This is a genomic window from Pseudomonas sp. FSL R10-2189 (genome assembly GCF_009600325.1).
Lineage (GTDB): Bacteria > Pseudomonadota > Gammaproteobacteria > Pseudomonadales > Pseudomonadaceae > Aquipseudomonas > Aquipseudomonas helleri.
The window spans coordinates 1-21,285 of record NZ_WIVZ01000060.1; the positions used below are offsets into that span (position 1 = coordinate 1).

Here is a 21,285-nt window from a genome sequence, read left to right on the forward strand (position 1 = left end):
GAGCTTACATTTTCTAAGATCCTCGACTCCTTTTCCAGCCGGTCAGATTTTTTCTACACCCTTAAATGCGAAGAGCCTTTAAAGCTCAAGGCAATAAAGACGTGCAGTTGCCGGCTTTTAATGGTGAATACTGCGATCCAGCTACAGGGCATTACCTACTCGGCAATGGATACCGTGCGTATAACCCTGTGTTGATGCGCTTCAATAGCCCTGACAGCTGGAGTCCCTTTGGAGCGGGTGGAATTAATAGCTATGGCTATTGCTCGGGGGACCCCATTAATTTTATTGACCCCAGTGGGCATGCCCTTTTAGCGTCTGTCTTCAGAGGCATGAGGCGCTTTACCCAGAAAAGACAATTCAACGCGATGTACAGCCAGGCGCCGGCAGCAAAACAGCACATAGATGAGATTGCGATTGGTCTGGCGAAAAAGTACAGAGGAACAGCTATCCCGGCGCCTTTGAAAGGCAGGGATCGGGCATGGGAAAAAGTAATAAATGATTATGGCGGCGATGCATCAAAAATCAAAGATATAGCAAGAAATACGTTGGTGGTTAAAAGAAGAAACATTGGCAATGTTGTTAACGATCTGCAGGGGCGAGGTGCAACTATTAAAGTGATAAATTCTTTGCCGGGTGACAGCGGTTACAGAGGGGTGCATGCAACTATTTCTACAAGATCTGGACTGTCGGCTGAAATACAGATACATACGCCAAGCATGGTAGTTGCTAATTTGCCTGAGTCAGTCAGTCGCGGAGCGTTGAGTGCTCAGACTTATAGTGATATTAATGGCTTCGTCACTCGCAATGGTTACTCAAGCGGCAAGGCCCATTCGCTTTATGAGATCATTCGCGATGCTAATCAAAGCATCAGAGTTCGTGATCAAGCGGCTAGCGATCTTCGTGATTATTTCAGTTTCGTAAATGACGGCTTTGTACGTCTTTAGCCTGTGAAGGCTGCCCCGACCTCCCGTTATTGCTTGGCAAGCAATCCTCGACTATCGCCAAATTGCCCTTTAAGGTCGCGACCTTGGCCCTTATGTTGTAACAAGGTGGCACCGTCGCACTATCGGTCATTGAGGATGTTGCACATGTATCACGGGGAAAAGCTCAACGCCTGGACCCATTTGGTGGGGGCTGTGGCGGCTGCGGCAGGCAGTATCTGGTTGTTGGTGGTGGCGTGTCTGGACGGGAGCCCGCAAAAAATTGTCAGCGCGGCCATTTATGGCGTGACGCTGGTGCTGCTGTACAGCGTGTCGACGGTTTACCACAGCGTGCGTGGGCGTTCGAAGGTGATCATGCAGAAGTTTGATCACCTGTCGATTTACTTGCTGATTGCCGGCAGCTACACGCCGTTTTGCCTGGTGACGCTGCACGGGCCGTGGGGCTGGTCGCTGTTCGGGATTGTCTGGGGCATGGCGGTGATCGGCATGCTGCAAGAGATCAAACCGCGCTCTGAAGCGCGCATCTTGTCGATCGTGATTTACGCGGTGATGGGCTGGATTGTGCTGGTGGCGGTCAAGCCTTTGCTGGCTGCGCTAGGGACCGCGGGCTTTATCTGGCTTGCCACGGGCGGGGTGATGTACACCGTGGGGATTATCTTTTTTGCCCTCGACCACCGCCTGCGGCATGCCCACGGCATTTGGCACCTGTTTGTCATCTGCGGCAGCCTGCTGCACTTTGTGGCTATTGCGCATTACGTGATCTAGACGACTGTAGGCGCCCGCTTGTCTTGCGAACTTTTAAAAAGATCAAAAGATCGCGAGACAAGCTCGCTCCTACAGGGCCGTATTACGCTTTTTTCAGCGGCTTTTTGGTGTCGCTGCGGATTTGCGCGTGGCTGATCAGGGCGAAGATAAAACTGCCGCCGATGATGTTGCCGGCCAGTGTCGGGCCGGCAAAGATCATCCAGAAGTCTTTCCACGGTAATTCACCCGCAAAGACCAGATAGGACACCTCGGCGGTGCCGACCACGATGTGGGTAAAGTCACCGAGCGCCATCAGGTAGGTGATGAGGATGATGATCCACATCTTGGCGCTCTCCATGGACGGGATCATCCAGACCATGGTTGCAATCATCCAGCCCGAGACAATGCCTTTGGCGAACATTTGGCTGACGTCGTTTTCCATGACCTTGCGCCCGATTTCCAGAAAGGCCTCGTCGGTCGGGGTGTCGAAAATCGGCAAATGCAGCATCACGTAGGCCACCAGAAAAGTACCCATCAGGTTGCCGATCAGCACCACGGACCAGAGCCTGAACAACCGCCCGAAGTTGTTCAGCGTGGGTTTGCTCATGATCGGCAATACCGCTGTCAGGGTGTTTTCAGTGAACAATTGCTGGCGAGCGAGAATGACCGCCAAAAACCCCGCGCAGTAACCAAAGCTGGCGATCACCTTGAACCCTTCGGCGTCGGGCAGGCGAGAGTTGAGCAAGCCCATGGCCATCAACGACAAGCCCATGGTCAGGCCGGCCGCCAGGGCTGACCAGAACAGGGCGGCAATGCTGCGCTCCAGTTCCTGATCACCTTGCAGGCGAATGATTTCGTGCAGGACAGCAGCACGCGGTGGCTGGTTTTTGCTGATGTCGTGCTTTTCATCAGCCGACAGGTTGGGCGTTTTACCGCTGTTTTCAGTGTTCATGAGCGGATGACCGGTGGCGTGTATAAGCGTACGACACGCGCCACCGGTGGCTGTTCACTCAAAACCTGTAATCGCTGCCGCAGCCTGTGGCAGCGGGGACAAGGTCAAAGGTAATCAGGCCTGATTTTCATCCTGGAACTGATCTTTGACGTACTTGATCTCGGTGCGGCCGTGCGGTGCTGGCAGGCCGTCTTCACCGAGGTTGACGAAGACCATTTTGTCGACCGTCAGGATGCTTTTGCGGGTGATCTTGTTGCGCACTTCACAGGTCAAGGTGATCGAGGTGCGGCCAAATTCGGTAGCGGTGATGCCCAGTTCGATGATGTCGCCCTGGCGCGAGGCGCTGACAAAGTTGATTTCGGAGATGTACTTGGTCACGACGCGCTGGTTTCCCAGTTGAACAATGGCGTAGATCGCCGCTTCTTCGTCGATCCAGCGCAGCAGGCTGCCACCGAACAAGGTGCCGTTGGGGTTGAGGTCTTCGGGTTTAACCCATTTGCGGGTGTGAAAATTCATGTTCGCTCCTGACCGTCTTGCCTTAGATGCCGGCCATGATGTCAGACCTCGGCCCTCAGCTCTATTAACCTTGGACTATGGTCTCGATTAAGCAAATAAAAAAGCCTTGGATAAACCCTTGGGAACCCAGGCGCGGATGGCTATAATCTCCCTCGCTTCAAAAACGGTCATGTTCACCCGGTACCGTTTTCCCGCCACCTGTCCGAGGGGCGCTGCAGCAGGTTCAACCTGTCAGGCTCGGATGGGGCGTTGTTTGTTCAGGGTTCCCTGAGCAGGCACTAAACGCACAACGGCGCCCATTCGCGATTAAACGAATGGAGGCTCTTAATGAGCGCTGTAAACACGCCTGCAGGTTTTACCGACTATAAAGTCGCTGATATGTCCCTCGCCCAATGGGGCCGTCGCGAAACCTTCATCGCTGAATCCGAAATGCCGGCCCTGATGGGTCTGCGTCGTCGGTATGCCGCAGAACAACCGCTCAAGGGCGCGAAGATTCTGGGCTGCATCCACATGACCATCCAGACTGCCGTACTGATCGAAACCCTGGTTGCCCTGGGTGCCGAAGTGCGTTGGTCGTCGTGCAACATCTTCTCGACTCAAGACCAGGCCGCTGCCGCTATCGCTGCTGCCGGTATCCCGGTATTTGCCTGGAAAGGCGAGACCGAAGAAGAGTACGAGTGGTGCCTGGAGCAAACCATCTTGAAAGATGGCCAGCCTTGGGACGCCAACATGATCCTCGACGACGGCGGCGACCTGACCGAGCTGCTGCACAAGAAATACCCGGCCATGCTGAAAAAGATCCACGGCGTGACCGAAGAAACCACCACCGGCGTACACCGTCTGCTGGACATGCTGGCCAAAGGCGAGCTGATGATCCCGGCGATCAACGTGAACGACTCGGTGACCAAAAGCAAAAACGACAACAAGTACGGCTGCCGTCACAGCCTGAACGATGCGATCAAGCGTGGTACTGACCACCTGCTGTCCGGCAAGCAAGCGCTGGTCATCGGCTACGGTGACGTGGGCAAGGGTTCGGCTCAGTCCCTGCGTCAGGAAGGCATGATCGTTAAAGTCTCCGAAGTTGACCCGATCTGCGCCATGCAAGCGTGCATGGACGGCTTTGAAGTGGTTTCGCCGTTCATCAACGGCCAGAACGATGGCACAGAGGCGAGCATCGACAAGGCCCTGCTGGGCAAGATCGACCTGATCGTGACCACCACCGGTAACGTCAACGTGTGCGACAAGAACATGCTGGCTGCGCTGAAAAAACGCGCTGTGGTGTGCAACATCGGCCACTTCGACAACGAAATCGACACCGCTTTCATGCGCAAAAACTGGGCATGGGAAGAAGTGAAGCCACAAGTGCACAAGGTACACCGCACTGGCGCTGGCGAGTTCGACCCACAGAACGACGACTACCTGATCCTGCTGGCCGAAGGCCGTCTGGTAAACCTGGGCAACGCCACCGGTCACCCAAGCCGCATCATGGACGGTTCGTTTGCCAACCAGGTACTGGCGCAGATCTTCCTGTTCGCCCAAAAATACGCTGACCTGCCTGCCGAATTGCAAGCTGAGCGTCTGACCGTAGAAGTACTGCCGAAAAAACTGGACGAAGAAGTGGCCCTGGAAATGGTTCGCGGCTTCGGTGGCGTGGTCACTCAACTGACCCAGCAACAAGCCGACTACATCGGCGTGACGGTCGAAGGTCCGTTCAAACCTGAAGCGTACCGTTACTGATTGGATCGCCAAGCCCGCCCCCTAATGGGGGCGGGCTTGTATTCGGCTTTTGTATTGCCAAGGATTTGACCATGTCCCAAGACCGTCGTTACAGCTTCGAGTTCTTCCCGACCAAGACCGATGCTGGACATGAAAAACTGATGAACACGGCTCGCCAACTGGCGACCTACAACCCGGATTTTTTCTCCTGCACCTACGGTGCCGGTGGCTCGACCCGTGACCGCACGATCAACACCGTGCTGCAACTGGAGAGCGAAGCCAAGGTCCCTGCCGCCCCGCACTTGTCGTGTGTCGGTGACAGCAAGGACGACTTGCGTGGCCTGCTGACTCAGTACCAGAGCGCAGGTATCAAGCGTATTGTCGCGCTGCGTGGCGACCTGCCTTCGGGTATGGGGATGGCCAGCGGTGAGTTGCGTTATGCCAATGACCTGGTGAGCTTCATTCGTGAAGAAACCGGCGATCACTTCCACATTGAAGTGGCGGCATACCCTGAGATGCACCCTCAGGCGCGCAATTTCGAAGACGATATCAGCAACTTCGTGCGCAAGGCCAACGCTGGCGCCGACAGTGCGATCACCCAGTACTTCTTTAACGCCGACAGCTACTTCCGCTTTGTTGAGCGCGTACGTGCGGCCGGCGTCATGATCCCGATCGTGCCGGGCATCATGCCGATCACCAACTACAGCAAGTTGGCGCGTTTCTCCGACGCTTGCGGTGCAGAAATCCCGCGTTGGATTCGCAAGCAACTGGAAGCCTACGGCGATGATGCGACCAGCATCCAGGCGTTTGGCGAGCAAGTGATCAGCGAAATGTGCGAGCGTTTGCTCGATGGCGGCGCACCGGGCCTGCACTTCTATACCTTGAACCAGTCTGAGCCGAGCCTGGCGATCTGGAACAACCTGAAGCTGCCACGCTGATCCACACTGCATCGCCCGCTCCCACGGGTTATGTGGCCTGTGCCCCTACAAAACCGTTGAGCAGCATGAAATCGGCGCGCCGTGATTGCTCTGTTATACTCCGGGTTTTCCGCCAGGCTTACGCCCGGCCGCTCGTCCTTGTACCCGGCATTCAACCTCGTGACTGCGCAGCTTCCAGCCCGCGCGAGCGATGTGAATGAGCCTCAGGACTGGAGCAGGACCGGACGGGATTGCGTCACCTTAAACGCCATTCACGCCAGGCAAGACTATCCCTCTGGGCCAAGCCCTAACTAGAACAGGATTACTCATGTCCTTTGCTTCCCTCGGTCTCTCCGAGGCTTTAGTCCGCGCCATTGAAGATGCGGGCTATACCGAGCCTACTCCGGTGCAACAGCGGGCCATTCCCGCCGTGTTGCAAGGTCGCGATTTGATGGTTGCGGCCCAGACAGGTACTGGTAAAACCGGCGGCTTCGCTCTTCCGATTCTGGAAAAGCTGTTTCCCAACGGCCACCCGGACAAATCCCAGCGTCACGGCCCACGCCAACCCCGCGTGCTGGTCCTGACCCCGACTCGCGAACTCGCAGCCCAAGTGCACGAGAGCTTCAAGCTCTATGCCCGCGACCTGAAGTTCGTCAGTGCCTGCATCTTCGGCGGCGTCGGCATGAACCCACAGGTTCAAGCCATGTCCCGCGGTGTTGACGTGCTGGTGGCGTGCCCGGGTCGTTTGCTCGACCTGTGCGGCCAGGGCAGCGTAGACCTCTCTCACGTAGAAATTCTGGTGCTCGATGAAGCCGACCGGATGCTCGACATGGGCTTTGTCCATGACGTGAAAAAAGTCCTCGCGCGGCTGCCTGCCAAGCGTCAGAACCTGCTGTTCTCGGCGACGTTCTCCAAGGACATCACCGACCTGGCCGGCAAGTTGCTGCGCAACCCTGAGCGCATTGAAGTGACGCCGCCCAACACCACGGTTGAGCGCATCGAGCAGCGTGTTTTCCGCCTGCCTGCGACCCACAAGCGTGCCTTGCTGGCCCATTTGATCACCGCAGGTGCCTGGGAACAGGTGCTGGTGTTCACCCGTACCAAGCACGGCGCCAACCGTTTGGCTGAATACCTGGACAAACACGGCCTGAGCGCTGTGGCCATCCACGGTAACAAGAGCCAAAACGCGCGTACCAAAGCCCTGGCCGACTTTAAAGCCGGTTCTGTGCGCATTCTGGTTGCAACCGACATCGCAGCGCGTGGCCTGGACATCGACCAGTTGCCGCACGTGGTCAACTTCGAACTGCCGAACGTTGACGAAGACTACGTTCACCGTATCGGCCGTACGGGCCGTGCCGGTCGTTCGGGCGAAGCGATTTCCCTGGTTGCTCCCGACGAAGAAAAACTGCTCAAAAGCATTGAGCGCATGACCAAACAGAAGATCGCTGATGGCGACCTGATGGGTTTTGACGCCAGTGCCGTAGAAGCTGAAAAGCCCGAAGTGCGCGAGCGTCCGGATGTGCGTAACCCGCGCAACCCGCCACGTGGCCCACGCGGCGACGGTCCGGGTAATCCGGGCGGTGGCGGCGGTCGTAAAGACAAAGGCAAAGACAAGGGCAAAGAAAAACCTGCAGCGGCACGCGGCGAGCGTCCAGCTCGTGAGCAAAAGCCACGCAGCGCCCAGCCTGCCCGTGAGCAGCGTCAGCCAACCCCTCGTGCCGATGCCAACCGTGCGCCGGACGAGTTCCGTGATGACGATGTGGATAACTTTGGTAACCGCGCTGATTACGTCAGCCCGTACCAAAACAAAAACAACCAGGGCCGTGACCGTCGTCCGGGCGCTCCGGCGCAAGGTGCAGGCACTGCGGCCCGTTCGGGTGGCCGTCAAAACGGCCCGCGTACCGGCAGCGGCGCCAGCACTGGCACCCCGCCAGCCAAGCGCAGCGGCCCACGCAACGGCGCGCCACGTGATGGCCAGGCCCGTCGCGACAACCGCCCGTCGCGTGATACTGCGCGTCAAGAGCCCGCGGTTAAAGGCCCACGTGAGAACCAGCCGAAGATCATGCACAAAGAGTCCAAAAGCGATCGCTTTTTGACTCCTGAGCAGCTGGATCAACTGCCGAACCGCCCTCGTGGCGAGAAGCCTGCACTGCTGACTCGCAACCGCTGAGTTAACGCTGCAAAAAAAACGCCCCCGACCGAAAGATTGGGGGCGTTTTTGTTTGTGATCAAAAGCCCCTCACCCCAACCCTCTCCCGAGGGAGAGGGCGTTTTATCGCGGTGTTTTCAGATTCAGTGCATGGCTTGCAGACCGCAGAAAATCTACAACATCCCCAATCGGTTCCTTCTCCCTCCGGGAGAGGGCTAGGGTGAGGGGGCTCTTGCTTTTCATAAAAAAACGCCCCGGCTCTCACAAGCCAGGGCGTTTTTTTAGCCATCTAAAAGCGCTATTACTTGGCCTTCACGCCTTCCAGCGAGATGTCCAGGTCCAGCGTTTGAGCGGTTGGGCCTGGGCCTTTGATGCCGAAGTCGTTCAGGTTCAGCGTAGTGGTAGCGTTGAAGCCAGCACGTTCGCCACCCCATGGATCCTTGCCTTCGCCGTTGAATGTGGCTTTGAAGGTCACAGGCTTGGTCACGCCGTGCAGCGTCAGGTCGCCGGTCACGTCAGCTGTCTTGTCGCCGGTTGGCACCACTTTGGTCGACTTGAAGGTCGCTTCAGGGTATTTGGCAACGTCCAGGAAGTCTTTGCTGGCGATGTGCTTGTCACGCTCTGCGTGGTTGGAGAACAGGCTGGCGGTTTGCAGGGTGATGTCAATTTTGCTGTCAGCAGGCTTGGCGGCATCCCACGAGAAGGTGCCTTTCCAGTCCTTGAACGTACCGTGAACGAAGCTGTAGCCCAAGTGGCTGATTTTCCAGTCGATGAAAGCGTGCTGGCCTTCTTTATCGATGGTGTAGTCGGCAGCCATGGCTTGACCGGCGGTCAGCAGAGCAGTCCCAAGTGCCAGAGCAGCGAGCGTCTTTTTCAACATGCGTTCTATTCCTTTTGAATTGAGGTTGAGCATCAGGCTTTGCGGCCCAGCATACGTTTGAGGGTCGCATCACGGTCAATAAAGTGGTGTTTAAAGGCAGCCAGACCATGCAGAACAGCAAAGATCACCACGGTCCAGGCCAGCCACAGGTGCACAACGCCAGCAACATCAGCCTGACTGGGCAGGCTGGAGATCAGTGCCGGTACTTCAAACAGACCGAAAACAGGGATACCCACGCCTTCGGCCGTCGAGATCAAATATCCCGCGATCATGAGGGCAAACAAGCTCAGGTACAGAAAAGCGTGACCGAACTTGGCGCCGATACGGGTTGCAGGGCTATACGTTTCTAAAGCAGGGGGCGGCGGGCTGATGAACCGCCAGACAACACGGATCAACATGACCGCCAACAGCGTCAGACCGATGCTTTTATGCAGGTCCGGCGCTTCTTTACGCCAAGGGTCATAGTAGTCGAGACCGACCATCCACAAGCCCAGTGCGAACAACCCAAACACGGCCAGCGCGACTGACCAGTGCAGGAAAATACTCACGGCACCATAGCGAGAAGACGAGTTACGTAGCTGCATTGCCAACATCCTGTGGGAATTGACGTTAAGACTAATGGTTTACCTATCGAATGAAAGCGCATTTTTTTGCTGCAAAACATCGATAAATACGATCTGTAGCCTGGGGATGACGCATTAAGCAAACGTTAACAATAGCCGCGTAAGTGTTTTATGCCGAGCCGTGCCTTGAATGTAAATACGCGTGTCTATGGATAAGCGTAATGACTTGTGACGAGCTTGCGCATTGCATAGGCTTGCAGGCTTGTTTGCCCGCAGACGCCGGGAACCCGCGCCAGGAGAGTGGAAATGGGCCTGAATAATCAATGGATGCAGCGCGACCTTGCCGTGTTATGGCACCCCTGCACCCAAATGAAAGATCACGAACAGTTGCCGCTGATTCCTATCAAGCGCGGTGAAGGCGTGTGGCTCGAAGACTTTGAAGGCAAACGCTACCTGGATGCCGTGAGTTCCTGGTGGGTCAACGTGTTTGGCCACGCCAACCCGCGTATCAACCAGCGCATCAAGGACCAGGTCGACCAGCTGGAGCACGTGATCCTCGCGGGGTTCAGCCATCAGCCGGTGATCGAGTTGTCTGAGCGCCTGGTCAAGATGACCCCTGAGGGCCTGACCCGCTGCTTCTATGCCGACAATGGTTCGTCGTGTATCGAAGTCTCGCTGAAGATGAGCTTTCACTACTGGCTCAACCGCGGCCAGCCGGACAAAAAGCGCTTCGTGACGCTGACCAACAGTTACCACGGCGAAACCATGGCCGCGATGTCGGTGGGTGACGTGCCGCTGTTCACCGAAACCTACAAGGCTTTGCTGCTCGACACGATCAAAGTGCCGAGTCCCGATTGCTACTTGCGCCCTGAAGGCGTGAGCTGGGAAGCCCACTCGCGCACGATGTTCCAGGCCATGGAGCAGACCCTGGCCGAGCACCATGCCACGATTGCGGCGGTGATTGTCGAGCCGCTGATTCAGGGCGCGGGCGGTATGCGCATGTACCACCCGGTGTACCTCACGTTGTTGCGTGAGGCCTGCGACCGATATGGCGTGCACCTGATCCTCGACGAAATCGCCGTGGGCTTTGGCCGTACCGGGACGATGTTTGCCTGTGAGCAAGCCGGTATCACGCCAGACTTCCTGTGCCTGTCCAAAGCCTTGACCGGTGGCTACTTGCCGCTGGCGGCATGCCTGACCACCGATGAGGTGTACAGCGCCTTCTACGACGACTACCCGACCCTGCGCGCCTTCCTCCATTCCCACAGCTACACCGGCAACCCGCTGGCGTGTGCGGCGGCCTTGGCCACGCTGGATATTTTTGAAGACGACAACGTCATCGAAAACAACAAGGCACTCGCCCAACGCATGGCCAGCGCCACGGCCCACCTGGCCGACCATGCACATGTCTCGGAAGTGCGTCAGACGGGTATGGTGCTGGCGATAGAAATGGTCCAGGACAAAGCCACTAAAACGGCTTACCCGTGGCAGGAACGACGCGGCCTGAAAGTCTTCCAGCACGCGCTGGAGCGGGGTGCGTTATTGCGCCCGTTGGGCAGTGTGGTGTATTTCTTGCCGCCTTATGTGATTACCCCCGAGCAGATCGACTTTCTGGCTGAAGTGGCCAGCGAAGGGATCGACATCGCGACGCGCACGGACATCAGCGTGGCCGTGCCGGCGAACTTCCATCCAGACTTCCGCGACCCGGGTTAATTTTAATCCCCTGTAGGAGCAAGCTTGTCTCGCGATCTTTTTTTAAGTCAAAAGATCGCGAGGCAAGCTCGCTCCTACAGGGGGCTTTTTTCAGAGAACTTAAATGAGATTGTCCCGCTTCTTTATCGACGCCCCGTTGAGCCTCGGTGAACATGAACTGCCTGAAGCCCAGGCGCATTACATTGGCCGTGTGCTGCGCATGGCCGAGGGCGATGCCCTGCAAGTGTTCGACGGCTCGGGTCAGGAGTTTCTGGGGCGCTTGCTGGAAGTAGGCAAAAAACGTGTGCGCGTGGTGCTCGACGAAACCATCGCCGGGCAAGTTGAGTCGCCGTTGGCCATTCACCTGGGCCAGGGGTTGTCCCGTGGTGAACGCATGGACTGGGCGATTCAAAAAGCCACCGAATTGGGCGTGACGGAAATTACTCCGATCATGAGTGAGCGTTGCGAAGTGCGGCTCAAGGACGAGCGGGCAGACAAGCGTCTGGCGCATTGGCGGCAAGTGGCGATCAGTGCCTGTGAGCAGTGTGGCCGTTCGCGGGTGCCGGTGATTCACCCGCCGGTATTGCTCAGTGACTGGATCAAAACCACCGAAGCCGACCTCAAGCTGGTGCTGCACCCGGTGTCAGCGCCGCTGACCAGCCACGCCAAGCCTGCGCGCCTGGCATTTTTGATCGGCCCGGAAGGCGGGTTGACCGACAACGAAGTGGAGCACGCTCAAACGGCAGGCTTCCAGCCGGCCCGCCTCGGCCCGCGTGTGCTGCGCACCGAAACGGCGCCCGTAGTCGCGCTGGCCGTGGCCCAGCAACTGTGGGGTGATTTCTAAACGATTGACCTGTAGGAGCGAGCAAAAGTCGTTACGCCATCACCGCGAAGTTCGTCCGGAACTGCTGCGGCGACACGCCCAGCCTGCGCATGAACACGCTGCGCAGGTGATGCGCATCGCGAAAACCGCATTCGTAGGCCACGGTCTTGAGGGCCAGCGCCGGGTTTTCCAGTAAGGCGCGGGCGGCATCCACCCGCGCACCCTCAACAAATTGTGCCGGGGTAATTCCGGTGTCACGGGCAAAGACCCGAGAGAAATTGCGCGGGCTCATGTTGGCCGCTTGCGCCAGTTCACTGATGGTCAGATCCGCACGCAGGTTGGCCTGCACAAACCGTTGCACCGCCGCCACCGGCGAATCGTCCGGGGTGGCTGCGGTCAAAAACGGGCTGAACTGCGACTGCCCGCCCGAACGCTGGGTAAACACCACCAGCCGTTTGGCCACGCTGAGCGCAACCTCGGGGCCATGATCCTGGCTCAACACATACAGCGACAGATCAATCCCGGCCGTCACCCCGGCTGAGGTAAACAAGTTATCGTCCTGCACATACAAGCGATCGGCTTCCAGTTTGGCGCTCGGGCACAGCCGCGCCAGGGCCGCGACATCGCCCCAGTGCGTGGTCACCCGTCGGCCGTCCAGCAAGCCTGCGCGTGCGAGCATCAACGCTCCGTTACAGATCGAACCAAAGCGTCGCGAGCGGCGACACAGCGTGCGCAACCAGCTATAAAACGCCGGGCCAAAATCCTGATCGGGCAGGGCCGGGCCGCCAGAACACAACACCAAGTCGTAGGCCGTGTTGGCCTCGGTGAAATGCCGATGAGCCTGGATCGACAAGCCGTTGGAGCAGGCCAGCAAGCCTGCCTCCAGGCCCAGCACCTCCAGTTGATAGCGCTCAGCGGGCGGCAGAAACACATTGGCCTCGGCGAACACATCCATGGGGCCGGTCACATCCAGGGCTTGCACGCCGGGGAAAACGATCAATGCGATCTTCAAGGTCATCAGGGTTCGCCGTCTGAGGGGTGATACATCAAATACCGCCGCCGCCCGGTGTGGCAAGCCTGTTAAAAGCCGTGGCCGGCATTGCCACCTGAATGGCACGAATCGCACCTGCGTGACGATTGTTGCCATCCAGGGCGCGGTCCACACTGAACTCAACAGCGCCACCCCGGCGCTTGATCGAGGAGTTCGCCATGAGTCAGACCATCGCAGGCATCGTCATTCCGGACAGCGCCTTGGCCAAAGCCACGACCGAATACATCCGTGATGTGGAGTCCGATTTGCTCTACCATCACTCGCGGCGGGTGTTTTTGTTTGGCGCGCTGAGCGGCCAACGCAAGCAATTGGCCTATGACCCGGAGCTTTTGTACGTGGGGGCGATGTTCCATGATCTGGGCCTGGTCGAAGGCCATCGCAGCGACAACGAACGGTTTGAAGTGGACAGCGCCAACAGCGCCAAAGCCTTCATGAAACCGTTTGGCCTGAGCGACGATGATGTCGAGCAAGTCTGGTTGGCCATTGCCCTGCACACCACGCCGGGCGTGCCGCAACATCTGCGGCCTAACGTGGCGCTGGTGACGGCGGGTGTAGAAATGGACGTGCTGGGTATCGACTACGCGGCGTTCCCCACTGAGCAACGCGAAGCCGTGGTGCATGCGCACCCGCGTGGCGAAGGCTTCAAGGAATGCATCCTCTGCGCCTTCGCCAACGGCTTTAAACACCGCCCCGACACCACCTTCGGCACGGTTAACGCCGACGTGCTGGTGGACATCGACCCAAGCTTCAAACCGCTTAACTTCGTCGAGATTATCCGCGCGTCGCCGTGGGTGTCGTAAGCCCCGGGTTTACTCCACCGGATCGTTCACCGGCTTGGCGATGATCTGTTTTAGTTCGGCGGTCATCGGGAATTCCAGGTTCAGGCCATTCGGTGGAATCGGCTGCTCAAACCAGCGCTGATAGATGCCGTTGATCTCGCCCGACTGATACAGATCCGCCAGCGCCTGGTTCACCACAGCCAGCAATTGCGGGTCGTCCTTGCGCACCATGCAGCTATAGATTTCACGCGATTGCTCGTGGCCCACGACCACCCAGTTGTGCGGGTCGCGGGCTTTGGCACGTTCGCCGTAGAGCAGCGCATCATCCATGTAAAAGGCCACGGCACGGCCGGTTTCGAGCATCTTGAATGCTTCGCCATGGTCTTTGGCACTGATCACGTTCATGTTCATCTTGTGGTCAGCGTTGTAGCTCTTGAGAAAGCGCTCATTGGTGGTGCCCGCCGTGGTCACGACGTTCTTGTCGCGCAGGTCGTCAAAGCCCTGGATGCCGCTGTTTTTGGCGGTCAGCAACTGGCCTTTGACGTAGATAAAGCCATACGAAAACGCCACCTGTTTTTGCCGCTCGGCCGTCACGCCGGTTGAGCCGCATTCCAGATCAACCGTGCCGTTTTGCACCAGCGGGATACGGGTTTGCGAGGTCACCAGGTTGTATTTGACCTTCAGTGGCGCACCGCCGACTTGCTGCTGGATGCGCTCGACGATTTTGTTCGCCAGCTCCACCGAATAGCCCATCGGCTTGCCGGTGTTGTCGCCTACGTAGGAAAAAGGCACCGATGCATCGCGATAACCCAGGGTTATGCTCCCGGAATCAGCGACTTTTTTGAGCGTGCCCTGCAACGGCGCTTCGCTGGCGTGCAGTGAGTGGCTGAGCAAAAGGCCCAGCGTGCAACTGATCAAGGTGAGCTTTTTCATCTTCTTATTCTCCGGTTTCAAGCTGATTAGCGACGGGCAGCAATCACGCTGATTTCCACCAGCACTTGCGGCCGGGCCAGTTGCGCTTGCAGCGTGGTGCGCGTCGGCGCCTTGCCCGCCGACAGCCAGGCAGACCACACCGCGTTCATGGGCGCGAAGTCGCGCTCAATGTTTTGCAGGTAAATCGTGGCGTTGAGGATGTGGTCCTTGCTGCTGCCGGTTTCGGCCAACAAGGCGTCGATCTTGCTCAGGACTTCTTCGGTCTGCGCGGTAATGTCTTCGTTACCGGTCGGCACCTGCCCGGACAGAAACACCAGCGCCTCATAGGTCGCAGCGGCGCTTAAACGGTCATTGCTGTGAATGCGGTGAATCGTCATCGGGCATTTCCTTAAGGTGTGGGTCAATCGTCAGGCGGCGTGCAAGGCCAGACCTTGCAGGTCAATAGAGGTTTTGCGCTGTGCGATCAGCTCGCTCAGCAAGCGCCCGCTGCCGCAGGCCAGGGTAAAGCCCAGCGCGCCGTGGCCCAGGTTGAGCCACAAGTTGCGATAGCCGCTGGCGCCCAGAATCGGTACGCCGCTGGGGGTGGCCGGGCGCATGCCTGCCCACTCAATGGCGTGTTGGTAATCGCCCGCTTCGGGGAAGGTGCTTTGGGCCAACTGGCGCATTTGCGCGAGGCGCTTGGGGTCGAGTGAGGCATCAAAACCGACGATGTCGACCATCGCGGCAATGCGCAATTGCTCGCCAATGCGCGCGTACACGATCTTACGATCGTAATCGGTGATGCTCACGTCGGGGGCTTTGCCGGGGTCGCTCAACGGCAATGTGAGGCTGTAACCCTTGAGCGGGTACAGCGGCAGATTCAGCCCCGGCAGGCTCAAGGCCGGGCTGTTATGCCCCGCTGCGAGCACCAGTTGATCGACCGGCAGCACCTCGTCACCCATGTGCACGGCTTTGACCTCACCGTGCTCGTGATGCAAACGGGTGACGGTTTTGCCCAGCAAAAAGGTGCAGCGCCCCGAGGCCTGTAAACGGGCGAATAACTGTTGGCAAAACGCGTGGCAGTCACCGACTTCTTCATCGGGGGTGTAAATGCCGCCGACAAACGTGGAGCCCTGCAAACCGGGCTCCAGGGCTGAGCATTCGTGGGCAGAGAGCGCTTGCTGATACGAGCTGTGGATAACGTTTTGCCTGGCCTTGGCGAAGTGCGACGGTTCGCGAAAAGCCACCAGCTTGCCGTTACGCCGCCACTGGAACCCGTCCAGATGGTCTTCCTCGCGCCATTGCTGCAACGTGGCCTGGCTCAGCAATGCCAAACGCAGCAGGTGTGCGCCATTGCGCTGATTGACCGACCCCCGGCAGGCGGCCACAAACGAGGCCAGCCAGCGCCATTGTGCCGGGTCCATGCGCGGGCGCAGTTTGAGCGGTGAGTCGCCGCGCAACATCCAGCCCAGCGCCTGCAACGGTACGCCGGCATCGGCCAACGGGGCGACATAGCGGTACGACAATTGGCCGCCATTGGCAAAGCTGGTCTGGCTGCCGAGGGTCGGGCGGGCTTCGATCACACTCACGTCAAAGCCTTCGCGCACCAGCGCATACGCCGTTGCCAGCCCGATAACCCCACCACCGATGATGCAAACGCGCTGTGCCATGTCAGTCCTTACCCACTGTTGTGCGGGTTTCAGATTAGGGGCAGGTGACAGGCGCTGAACAATGATTAAAGATGCCTCACCCATAAACAAAGGTTATGGACTGCCGCCATGCGCTTACGCCATATCGAAATTTTCCAGGCTATTCGCCAGACCGGCTCCATCAGCGCCGCTGCCCAGTTGCTGCATGTCTCGCAACCTGCGGTGAGCAAGGTTCTGCAGCATGCCGAGATGCAACTGGGGTTCCCGTTGTTCTTGCGCGTGCGCGGCAAACTGCAACCCACCCCCGAGGCGCTGCTGCTGGAGCGCGAGGTCGAAAAAGTCAGCGAGAGCGTGCAAGGCGTGCAGCGTCTGGCCGAAAGCTTGCGGCGCACACCGGGGCATCGCTTGCGCATCGGCAGCACGCCTGCGTTGGCGTTGTCTTTGTTGCCGCCAGTGATTGGCGAGTGGACGCGCCGCTACCCCGACAGCCGCTGCGAACTGGCAAGCGCACACAGTCGCGAACTGGTGCAAAGCCTGCTGATGCGTGAACTGGACGTAGCGCTGACTTTAAAACTGCCCGACCACCCGGGGCTCAAGGCCCAAGCGTTGGCCCACAGCGTGCTGGTCGCATTGGCGCCACGGGGTTATTGGAGCGAAGACCGTGAAGGCGAGCCGCTGGCGCTGCATGAACTGGCGGACGCACCGTTGATTGGCCTGAGCAGCGCCGACCCGTTGTTTGCGCGTTTGGACAACTATTTGAAAACCATCGAGCCGCCCCCGCGCATCAACATCGCGGTGCAGACCTACTCGCTGGCGCGAGCGATGGTGGAATCGGGAGCGGGGCTGGCCGTGATAGATCCGTTCACCGCCCTGGGCGCCTCACCGGCAAGCACCGTCATCCGCCCGTTGAGCCCGGCATTACCGATCACCCTGTACGCCCTGACCCGCGCCGACGAAGCGCCGGTGCATCTGCTGGAAGGGTTACTGGAATTGTTCGCCGAGCGAGCCAATGAACAGCTGCGGCGGATAGAGAGAGGGGTACAAATCGCGTAGCAGTTGACGAGCTTTGCGAGGCTACGTCCGGCGGCGCAGCCGTCGTAAACGGGTTATCGAGGTTCTTCAGTTAAATCGGGTTTTGTGGGTTTACGATCGCTTCGCAATCGGACGCAGTCTCGCAGACTCGACAGCTGCTACGAGGTGCCTCACAGGGTCATAGACCCTGTGAGGGCTTCGCGTTTACTTCGGCAGCGCGTACACCACCACTTGGTCGCCCACTTGATCTTTCATGATCGAGTTGCCGCCTGCGACAAAAGCCACGTATTGCTTGCCTTTGTATTCGTACACCGCAGGGTTGGCGACGGCAGGGGCCATGACGATGTCAGACCACAGTTCTTTACCGTCATCCAGTGCGTAGGCGCGTACCTTGGCGTCCATCGAGGCGCCAATGAACACCACGCCACCGGCTGTCACCGCCGGGCCACCAATGGTTGGCGAGCCCATGTCTGGTGGCATGTACCAGCCCCACTGTTGAACAGCACCCATCGGACGACGCCATTTCACGTCACCGGTCTGCATGTTGATCGCCACCAGCTCACCGAACGGCGGAGCCCAGCACGGCATGCCGGCCCAGTTCTGCGCGTTGACCAACGACATGCCGTAAGGCGCGCCGATTTGTGGGTAGAAGCCGTTTTCGTTGCCAGATTCTTTAGGCTGTTTGTCGTAGGCCTCACGATCCCACAGCTTGATCATCTGCACGATGTGCGAGGTGTTGACGATGGCGACCTGGCTGACCGGGTCGAACGCTACGCCCCCCCACTGCACACCACCGGCGCTGTCCGGGTAGGCCAGCACGCCATTGCCTTTAAGGCCGGGCGGCGAGTACATGCCGTTGTATTCCAGGCCGTCCCACATCTTGCTGCACTGGCCAAAGCCGACAATGTCAGCAATTTTCCAGATGGCCGGTTTTTTCGACTGGTCCAGCAGCGGTTCAGGCTTGGTCGGGAACGGTTGGGTCGGTGAGTAGACTTCACCCTGGGCTTCGCCTTTAGGCACCGGACGTTCTTCAATCGGCCACACGTCTTCACCGGTGCGACGGTCCACGGTGAACAGGAAGCCCATTTTGGTCGCTTGTACCAACGCCGCCACAGGTTTGCCATTGACGGTGATGTCCATCAGCGTCGGCGCAGAGTTGATGTCGTAGTCCCACAGATCGTGGTGAACCCACTGACGCGACCACACGACTTTACCCGTGTTGATATCCAACGCTGTGGTTGAAGTACCCAGCGGAATCGGGTTGGTGCGGTTGCCGCCCCAGTAGTTGGGCGACGGCGAAGACACAGGGATGTACAGTAACCCCAGCGCCGGGTCATAGGACATGGCGGTCCAGATGTTGGCAGTACCGGTTTTCCCGGCTTCTTCTTCAGGGATCGGTTTGAATTCCCACTCCAGCTCGCCAGTGCGGGCGTTCAGGGCAAACAACGAACCTGGCGATTCGACTTCGAACTCCCAGTCTTTACCCGCCCAGCCCACGATCAGCTTGTCGCCGATCACGGTAGGCGGTTGCAACTGCGACAACGGCCATTTGTTGTTCTGTTTGTTCCACTGGTTAACGTCTACAACGCCGTTTTTACCGAAGTTTTCGCACGGCTTGCCGGTGTCAGCATCGACGGCGTACAGCTGGGCAGTCATGTTGCCCAGGTACACCATCTTCTGACAGGCAACGCCCGCTTGCGGGTTTTTTTCCTGCCAATAGGACACACCACGGGACTTCAGCGCGGGCTGGGTTTCGGCCACCAATGCAGACTTGGTGTCATACACCCACTTCTCTTTGCCGGTCTCGGGCTCAAGGGCAATGATGCGGTAGAACGGCGTGCCCACGTACAACGTGTCGTTGGCAAAAATAGGCGTGGCGGACCAGACGGTGGCCGGGGTTTTACCGGTGCCGTCAGACATGTCCCCGGTGAAATACTGCCAGACCTTCTTCAACTGCCCGACGTTGTCCTTGTTGATTTGCGTCAGCGGCGAGTACTTCTGCGAGCTGAGCTGGCCGTGGAAGGTGTCCCATTCTTTACCGGTCGGAATCGGCAGCTTGGCGTCTTCAGCAGAGACGCTGGACTGCGCCAAAAGCGGTGGTGGAACCACGTAGGTCGTGTCTGCATGGGCTGTAGAAATGCCCGCAAGCATACACAGGGCAGGTGCTGCCAAAAGGTTCTTTTTCATTGTGCTCATCTCACGCGCTCCTTGTTGGCTTGCTGCCAAACGTTTCAATGAGGACACCTACAGCGCACACAACCAGCACGGCGGCAGTCCACCAGCCATGTAGTAACAAGGCAGCAAAAAACGTCCCGATAACACCTACCCAAGCCAGGAACAGGAAGAAAACCCTGGCCCCTCCGGCCTCTGTCTTGATCAGTAACAGGCCCAGAATAAACAGCACAAACTCGGCCAGCATGGCGACCATCGCGCCACCGGAATCGGTTATCCCGGATAACGGCGTAAAGAACCGCCACGCAGTGATACACAAAGCAATCAACGCGGTGATGATCACGATGTAAGCGCCGAGATGGCGCCGGGGTGGTGCATAGGCAGCAGACGAACTCATCACTTTCTCCTTTCGTGACGTACTTTTTTACATTTTGAAAGGAGTGTAGCCAAGCTGACGGGAAACGCCGGGAACAGGACGAAATGAGCGCCGGGCTGCAATGGTTGAAGATCAACAATCGCAGCCCGGGTCAGTAGGGCGGGGGTTTTGAGGCTTAATGCGCGTGTTCGGATTCAGCAGGCGCTGGCGCATCTTTGGTGACGTGGCTGACCAGTTTGCCGATGGTCAGGCCTTGAAGCAGGATCGAAGACAGCACCACGATGTAGGTGATACTCAGGATCAAGTCACGCTCCGGGCCCAGCGGCAACGCCAGGGCCAGGGCCACCGATACACCGCCACGCAAGCCACCCCAGGTGAGAATGCGGATGGTGCCACGGGGCACGGTGCGCCAGCGACGCAGCAGCACAATGGCCGGAGCCACGGTGAGCAGGCGCGAGAGCAGAATCGCCAGGGCCAATACGCCGGCCGCCAGCAAGTGCAGCCACGAGAACGGCAGCAGCAACAGCTCCATACCGATCAACGCAAACAATAGGGCGTTGAGCATGTCATCGAGCAGTTCCCAAAAGCCGTCCATGTAGCGGCGGGTCATGTCGTTCATGGCTTTGTTGCGGCCCAGGTTACCGATGATCAAACCGGCCACCACCATCGCAATCGGCGCAGACACGTGCAGCTCACTGGCCATGGCCGAGCCGCCGATCACCAGCGCCAGGGTCAGCATCACCTCAATCTGATACTGCTCGATGCTTTTGATCATCAGGTACACCAGGTACCCGATCAGGCCACCAAACACCACGCCACCAATGGCCTCGTGGGCGAACAGCATGGCGGTCGCGCTCAGGCTCGGGGTTTCGCCCAGTTGCACGATGCCGAGCAACACGGTGAACACCACGACCGCAGTGCCGTCATTGAACAACGATACGGTCTATATAGACACCTAAAACCTATGCCGTACATGTGACCATGTGGACAGACACCTTTCCATGGAGCGTGCCGGCTACCTTGAACGCGCATCAGAGCAGACTTCAGAAAGCTTCAGGCAAGCATGGACATAGGGAGAGAGCCTATACACATGACTAGAAGGATGAGGGGCAATGGAATTTGGCTGGGCGATTGCTCTAGCAGCTCGGCGCTCCAGGACTCGGGGCACTATTCCAGAGTAGGAATGAGCCTGTGAGTCAAAATAGAACTTGCATGATGTAGGCGACCGGACGTAATGAATTGCCCGATGCGAAGTTGATATTAAACCTTCTTAGAACTGGACGATTGCGAGACAAGGTGCATTGCCAGCTTCCTGACGGGAGAACGAATGTTGGCAATGAGGCTTGGCGGTCTCAAGGAGCAAGTGCAACAGTCAGTTAATTTTCTGAGCTTGCTAAGCGAAACAATCCCGCTTCCAAAAC

The 21,285-nt window shown here is 58.2% G+C and carries 19 protein-coding genes, 2 pseudogenes and 1 riboswitch; of the genes and pseudogenes, 9 read left to right on the forward strand and 12 right to left on the reverse strand.

All coding sequences use genetic code 11. The features are described from left to right. Positions 1 to 113: 113 nt before the first annotated feature. Together GHO32_RS24945 and GHO32_RS24950 are read left to right on the forward strand one after the other, a co-directional pair. A pseudogene (locus tag GHO32_RS24945) lies at positions 114 to 309 on the forward strand (RHS repeat-associated core domain-containing protein); the annotation flags it as partial. A 779-nt stretch (positions 310 to 1,088) separates the two neighbouring features. Further along, a complete protein-coding gene (locus GHO32_RS24950; RefSeq protein WP_048370921.1) occupies positions 1,089 to 1,706 on the forward strand; it encodes a hemolysin III family protein in 618 nt (205 codons plus the stop codon). An 82-nt stretch (positions 1,707 to 1,788) separates the two neighbouring features. Here GHO32_RS24950 and GHO32_RS24955 read toward each other — a convergent pair whose 3' ends face one another. Both GHO32_RS24955 and GHO32_RS24960 read right to left on the reverse strand, forming a co-directional pair. Continuing rightward, complete coding sequence (locus GHO32_RS24955) at positions 1,789 to 2,637, reverse strand: formate/nitrite transporter family protein (protein WP_123750817.1); 849 nt, start codon at positions 2,635 to 2,637, stop codon at positions 1,789 to 1,791. 114 nt (positions 2,638 to 2,751) lie between these two features. Then, positions 2,752 to 3,153, reverse strand: a complete 402-nt coding sequence (locus GHO32_RS24960) for an acyl-CoA thioesterase (RefSeq protein ID WP_047279442.1) — start codon at positions 3,151 to 3,153, stop codon at positions 2,752 to 2,754. 198 nt (positions 3,154 to 3,351) lie between these two features. Beyond that, a riboswitch (S-adenosyl-L-homocysteine riboswitch) is annotated at positions 3,352 to 3,458 on the forward strand. 22 nt (positions 3,459 to 3,480) lie between these two features. Here GHO32_RS24960 and ahcY point away from each other — a divergent pair. The 3 genes from ahcY to GHO32_RS24975 all read left to right on the forward strand — a co-directional run bounded on the left by ahcY (position 3,481) and on the right by GHO32_RS24975 (position 7,956). After that, the gene (gene ahcY, locus GHO32_RS24965) at positions 3,481 to 4,890 is read left to right on the forward strand and encodes an adenosylhomocysteinase (RefSeq protein WP_153336378.1); all 1,410 of its coding nucleotides are present in this window, start codon (positions 3,481 to 3,483) and stop codon (positions 4,888 to 4,890) included. Between the two features lie 71 nt (positions 4,891 to 4,961). Then, positions 4,962 to 5,807 (forward strand): methylenetetrahydrofolate reductase [NAD(P)H], encoded by an 846-nt coding sequence (gene metF, locus GHO32_RS24970; RefSeq protein WP_153336379.1) that lies wholly within the window; start codon positions 4,962 to 4,964, stop codon positions 5,805 to 5,807. A gap of 307 nt (positions 5,808 to 6,114) precedes the next feature. Next, positions 6,115 to 7,956: a DEAD/DEAH box helicase gene (locus tag GHO32_RS24975; RefSeq protein ID WP_153443047.1), complete on the forward strand. Its 1,842-nt coding sequence runs from the start codon at positions 6,115 to 6,117 to the stop codon at positions 7,954 to 7,956. Positions 7,957 to 8,236: 280 nt separating this feature from the next. Here GHO32_RS24975 and GHO32_RS24980 read toward each other — a convergent pair whose 3' ends face one another. Both GHO32_RS24980 and GHO32_RS24985 read right to left on the reverse strand, forming a co-directional pair. Beyond that, positions 8,237 to 8,815, reverse strand: coding sequence for a YceI family protein (locus GHO32_RS24980; RefSeq protein WP_048370909.1), 579 nt, complete (start codon positions 8,813 to 8,815; stop codon positions 8,237 to 8,239). A 32-nt stretch (positions 8,816 to 8,847) separates the two neighbouring features. Further along, a complete protein-coding gene (locus tag GHO32_RS24985; RefSeq protein WP_153336544.1) occupies positions 8,848 to 9,399 on the reverse strand; it encodes a cytochrome b in 552 nt (183 codons plus the stop codon). A 285-nt stretch (positions 9,400 to 9,684) separates the two neighbouring features. Between GHO32_RS24985 and GHO32_RS24990 the strand changes: the two genes are divergently transcribed. After that, positions 9,685 to 11,091 carry an adenosylmethionine--8-amino-7-oxononanoate transaminase gene (locus tag GHO32_RS24990; RefSeq protein ID WP_153336545.1) on the forward strand — a complete coding sequence of 469 codons (1,407 nt, stop codon included), beginning with the start codon at positions 9,685 to 9,687 and terminating at the stop codon, positions 11,089 to 11,091. 103 nt (positions 11,092 to 11,194) lie between these two features. Then, positions 11,195 to 11,914 carry a 16S rRNA (uracil(1498)-N(3))-methyltransferase gene (locus GHO32_RS24995; protein WP_153336546.1) on the forward strand — a complete coding sequence of 240 codons (720 nt, stop codon included), beginning with the start codon at positions 11,195 to 11,197 and terminating at the stop codon, positions 11,912 to 11,914. A gap of 31 nt (positions 11,915 to 11,945) precedes the next feature. Here the strand turns inward: GHO32_RS24995 and GHO32_RS25000 are convergent, their stop codons facing one another. Then, a complete protein-coding gene (locus GHO32_RS25000) occupies positions 11,946 to 12,911 on the reverse strand; it encodes a GlxA family transcriptional regulator (protein WP_153336547.1) in 966 nt (321 codons plus the stop codon). Between the two features lie 28 nt (positions 12,912 to 12,939). Next, positions 12,940 to 13,104: a hypothetical protein gene (locus GHO32_RS26545; protein ID WP_178113941.1), complete on the reverse strand. Its 165-nt coding sequence runs from the start codon at positions 13,102 to 13,104 to the stop codon at positions 12,940 to 12,942. Between GHO32_RS26545 and GHO32_RS25005 the strand changes: the two genes are divergently transcribed. After that, a complete protein-coding gene (locus tag GHO32_RS25005) occupies positions 13,103 to 13,744 on the forward strand; it encodes an HD domain-containing protein (RefSeq protein WP_153336548.1) in 642 nt (213 codons plus the stop codon). The genes GHO32_RS26545 and GHO32_RS25005 overlap by 2 nt on opposite strands. A gap of 9 nt (positions 13,745 to 13,753) precedes the next feature. Here the strand turns inward: GHO32_RS25005 and GHO32_RS25010 are convergent, their stop codons facing one another. From GHO32_RS25010 to GHO32_RS25020, 3 genes are read right to left on the reverse strand one after another with little or no spacing between them, the layout of a single operon-like run. After that, positions 13,754 to 14,656: a transporter substrate-binding domain-containing protein gene (locus GHO32_RS25010; RefSeq protein WP_153336549.1), complete on the reverse strand. Its 903-nt coding sequence runs from the start codon at positions 14,654 to 14,656 to the stop codon at positions 13,754 to 13,756. Between the two features lie 26 nt (positions 14,657 to 14,682). After that, on the reverse strand, positions 14,683 to 15,033 hold the full coding sequence (locus tag GHO32_RS25015; protein WP_153336550.1) for a RidA family protein: 351 nt from the start codon (positions 15,031 to 15,033) through the stop codon (positions 14,683 to 14,685). Positions 15,034 to 15,063: 30 nt separating this feature from the next. Next, positions 15,064 to 16,305, reverse strand: coding sequence for a D-amino acid dehydrogenase (locus GHO32_RS25020; protein ID WP_153336551.1), 1,242 nt, complete (start codon positions 16,303 to 16,305; stop codon positions 15,064 to 15,066). A 108-nt stretch (positions 16,306 to 16,413) separates the two neighbouring features. Here GHO32_RS25020 and GHO32_RS25025 point away from each other — a divergent pair, with 108 nt between their 5' ends. Then, on the forward strand, positions 16,414 to 17,337 hold the full coding sequence (locus GHO32_RS25025; protein WP_153336552.1) for a LysR family transcriptional regulator: 924 nt from the start codon (positions 16,414 to 16,416) through the stop codon (positions 17,335 to 17,337). 183 nt (positions 17,338 to 17,520) lie between these two features. Here GHO32_RS25025 and GHO32_RS25030 read toward each other — a convergent pair whose 3' ends face one another. The 3 genes and pseudogenes from GHO32_RS25030 to GHO32_RS25040 all read right to left on the reverse strand — a co-directional run. Then, positions 17,521 to 19,512, reverse strand: a complete 1,992-nt coding sequence (locus GHO32_RS25030; protein WP_153336553.1) for a pyrroloquinoline quinone-dependent dehydrogenase — start codon at positions 19,510 to 19,512, stop codon at positions 17,521 to 17,523. A 1-nt stretch (position 19,513) separates the two neighbouring features. Next, positions 19,514 to 19,885, reverse strand: a complete 372-nt coding sequence (locus tag GHO32_RS25035) for a hypothetical protein (RefSeq protein ID WP_153336554.1) — start codon at positions 19,883 to 19,885, stop codon at positions 19,514 to 19,516. Positions 19,886 to 20,039: 154 nt separating this feature from the next. Next, positions 20,040 to 20,801, reverse strand: a pseudogene (locus GHO32_RS25040) (cation:proton antiporter); the annotation flags it as partial. Positions 20,802 to 21,285: the final 484 nt, after the last annotated feature.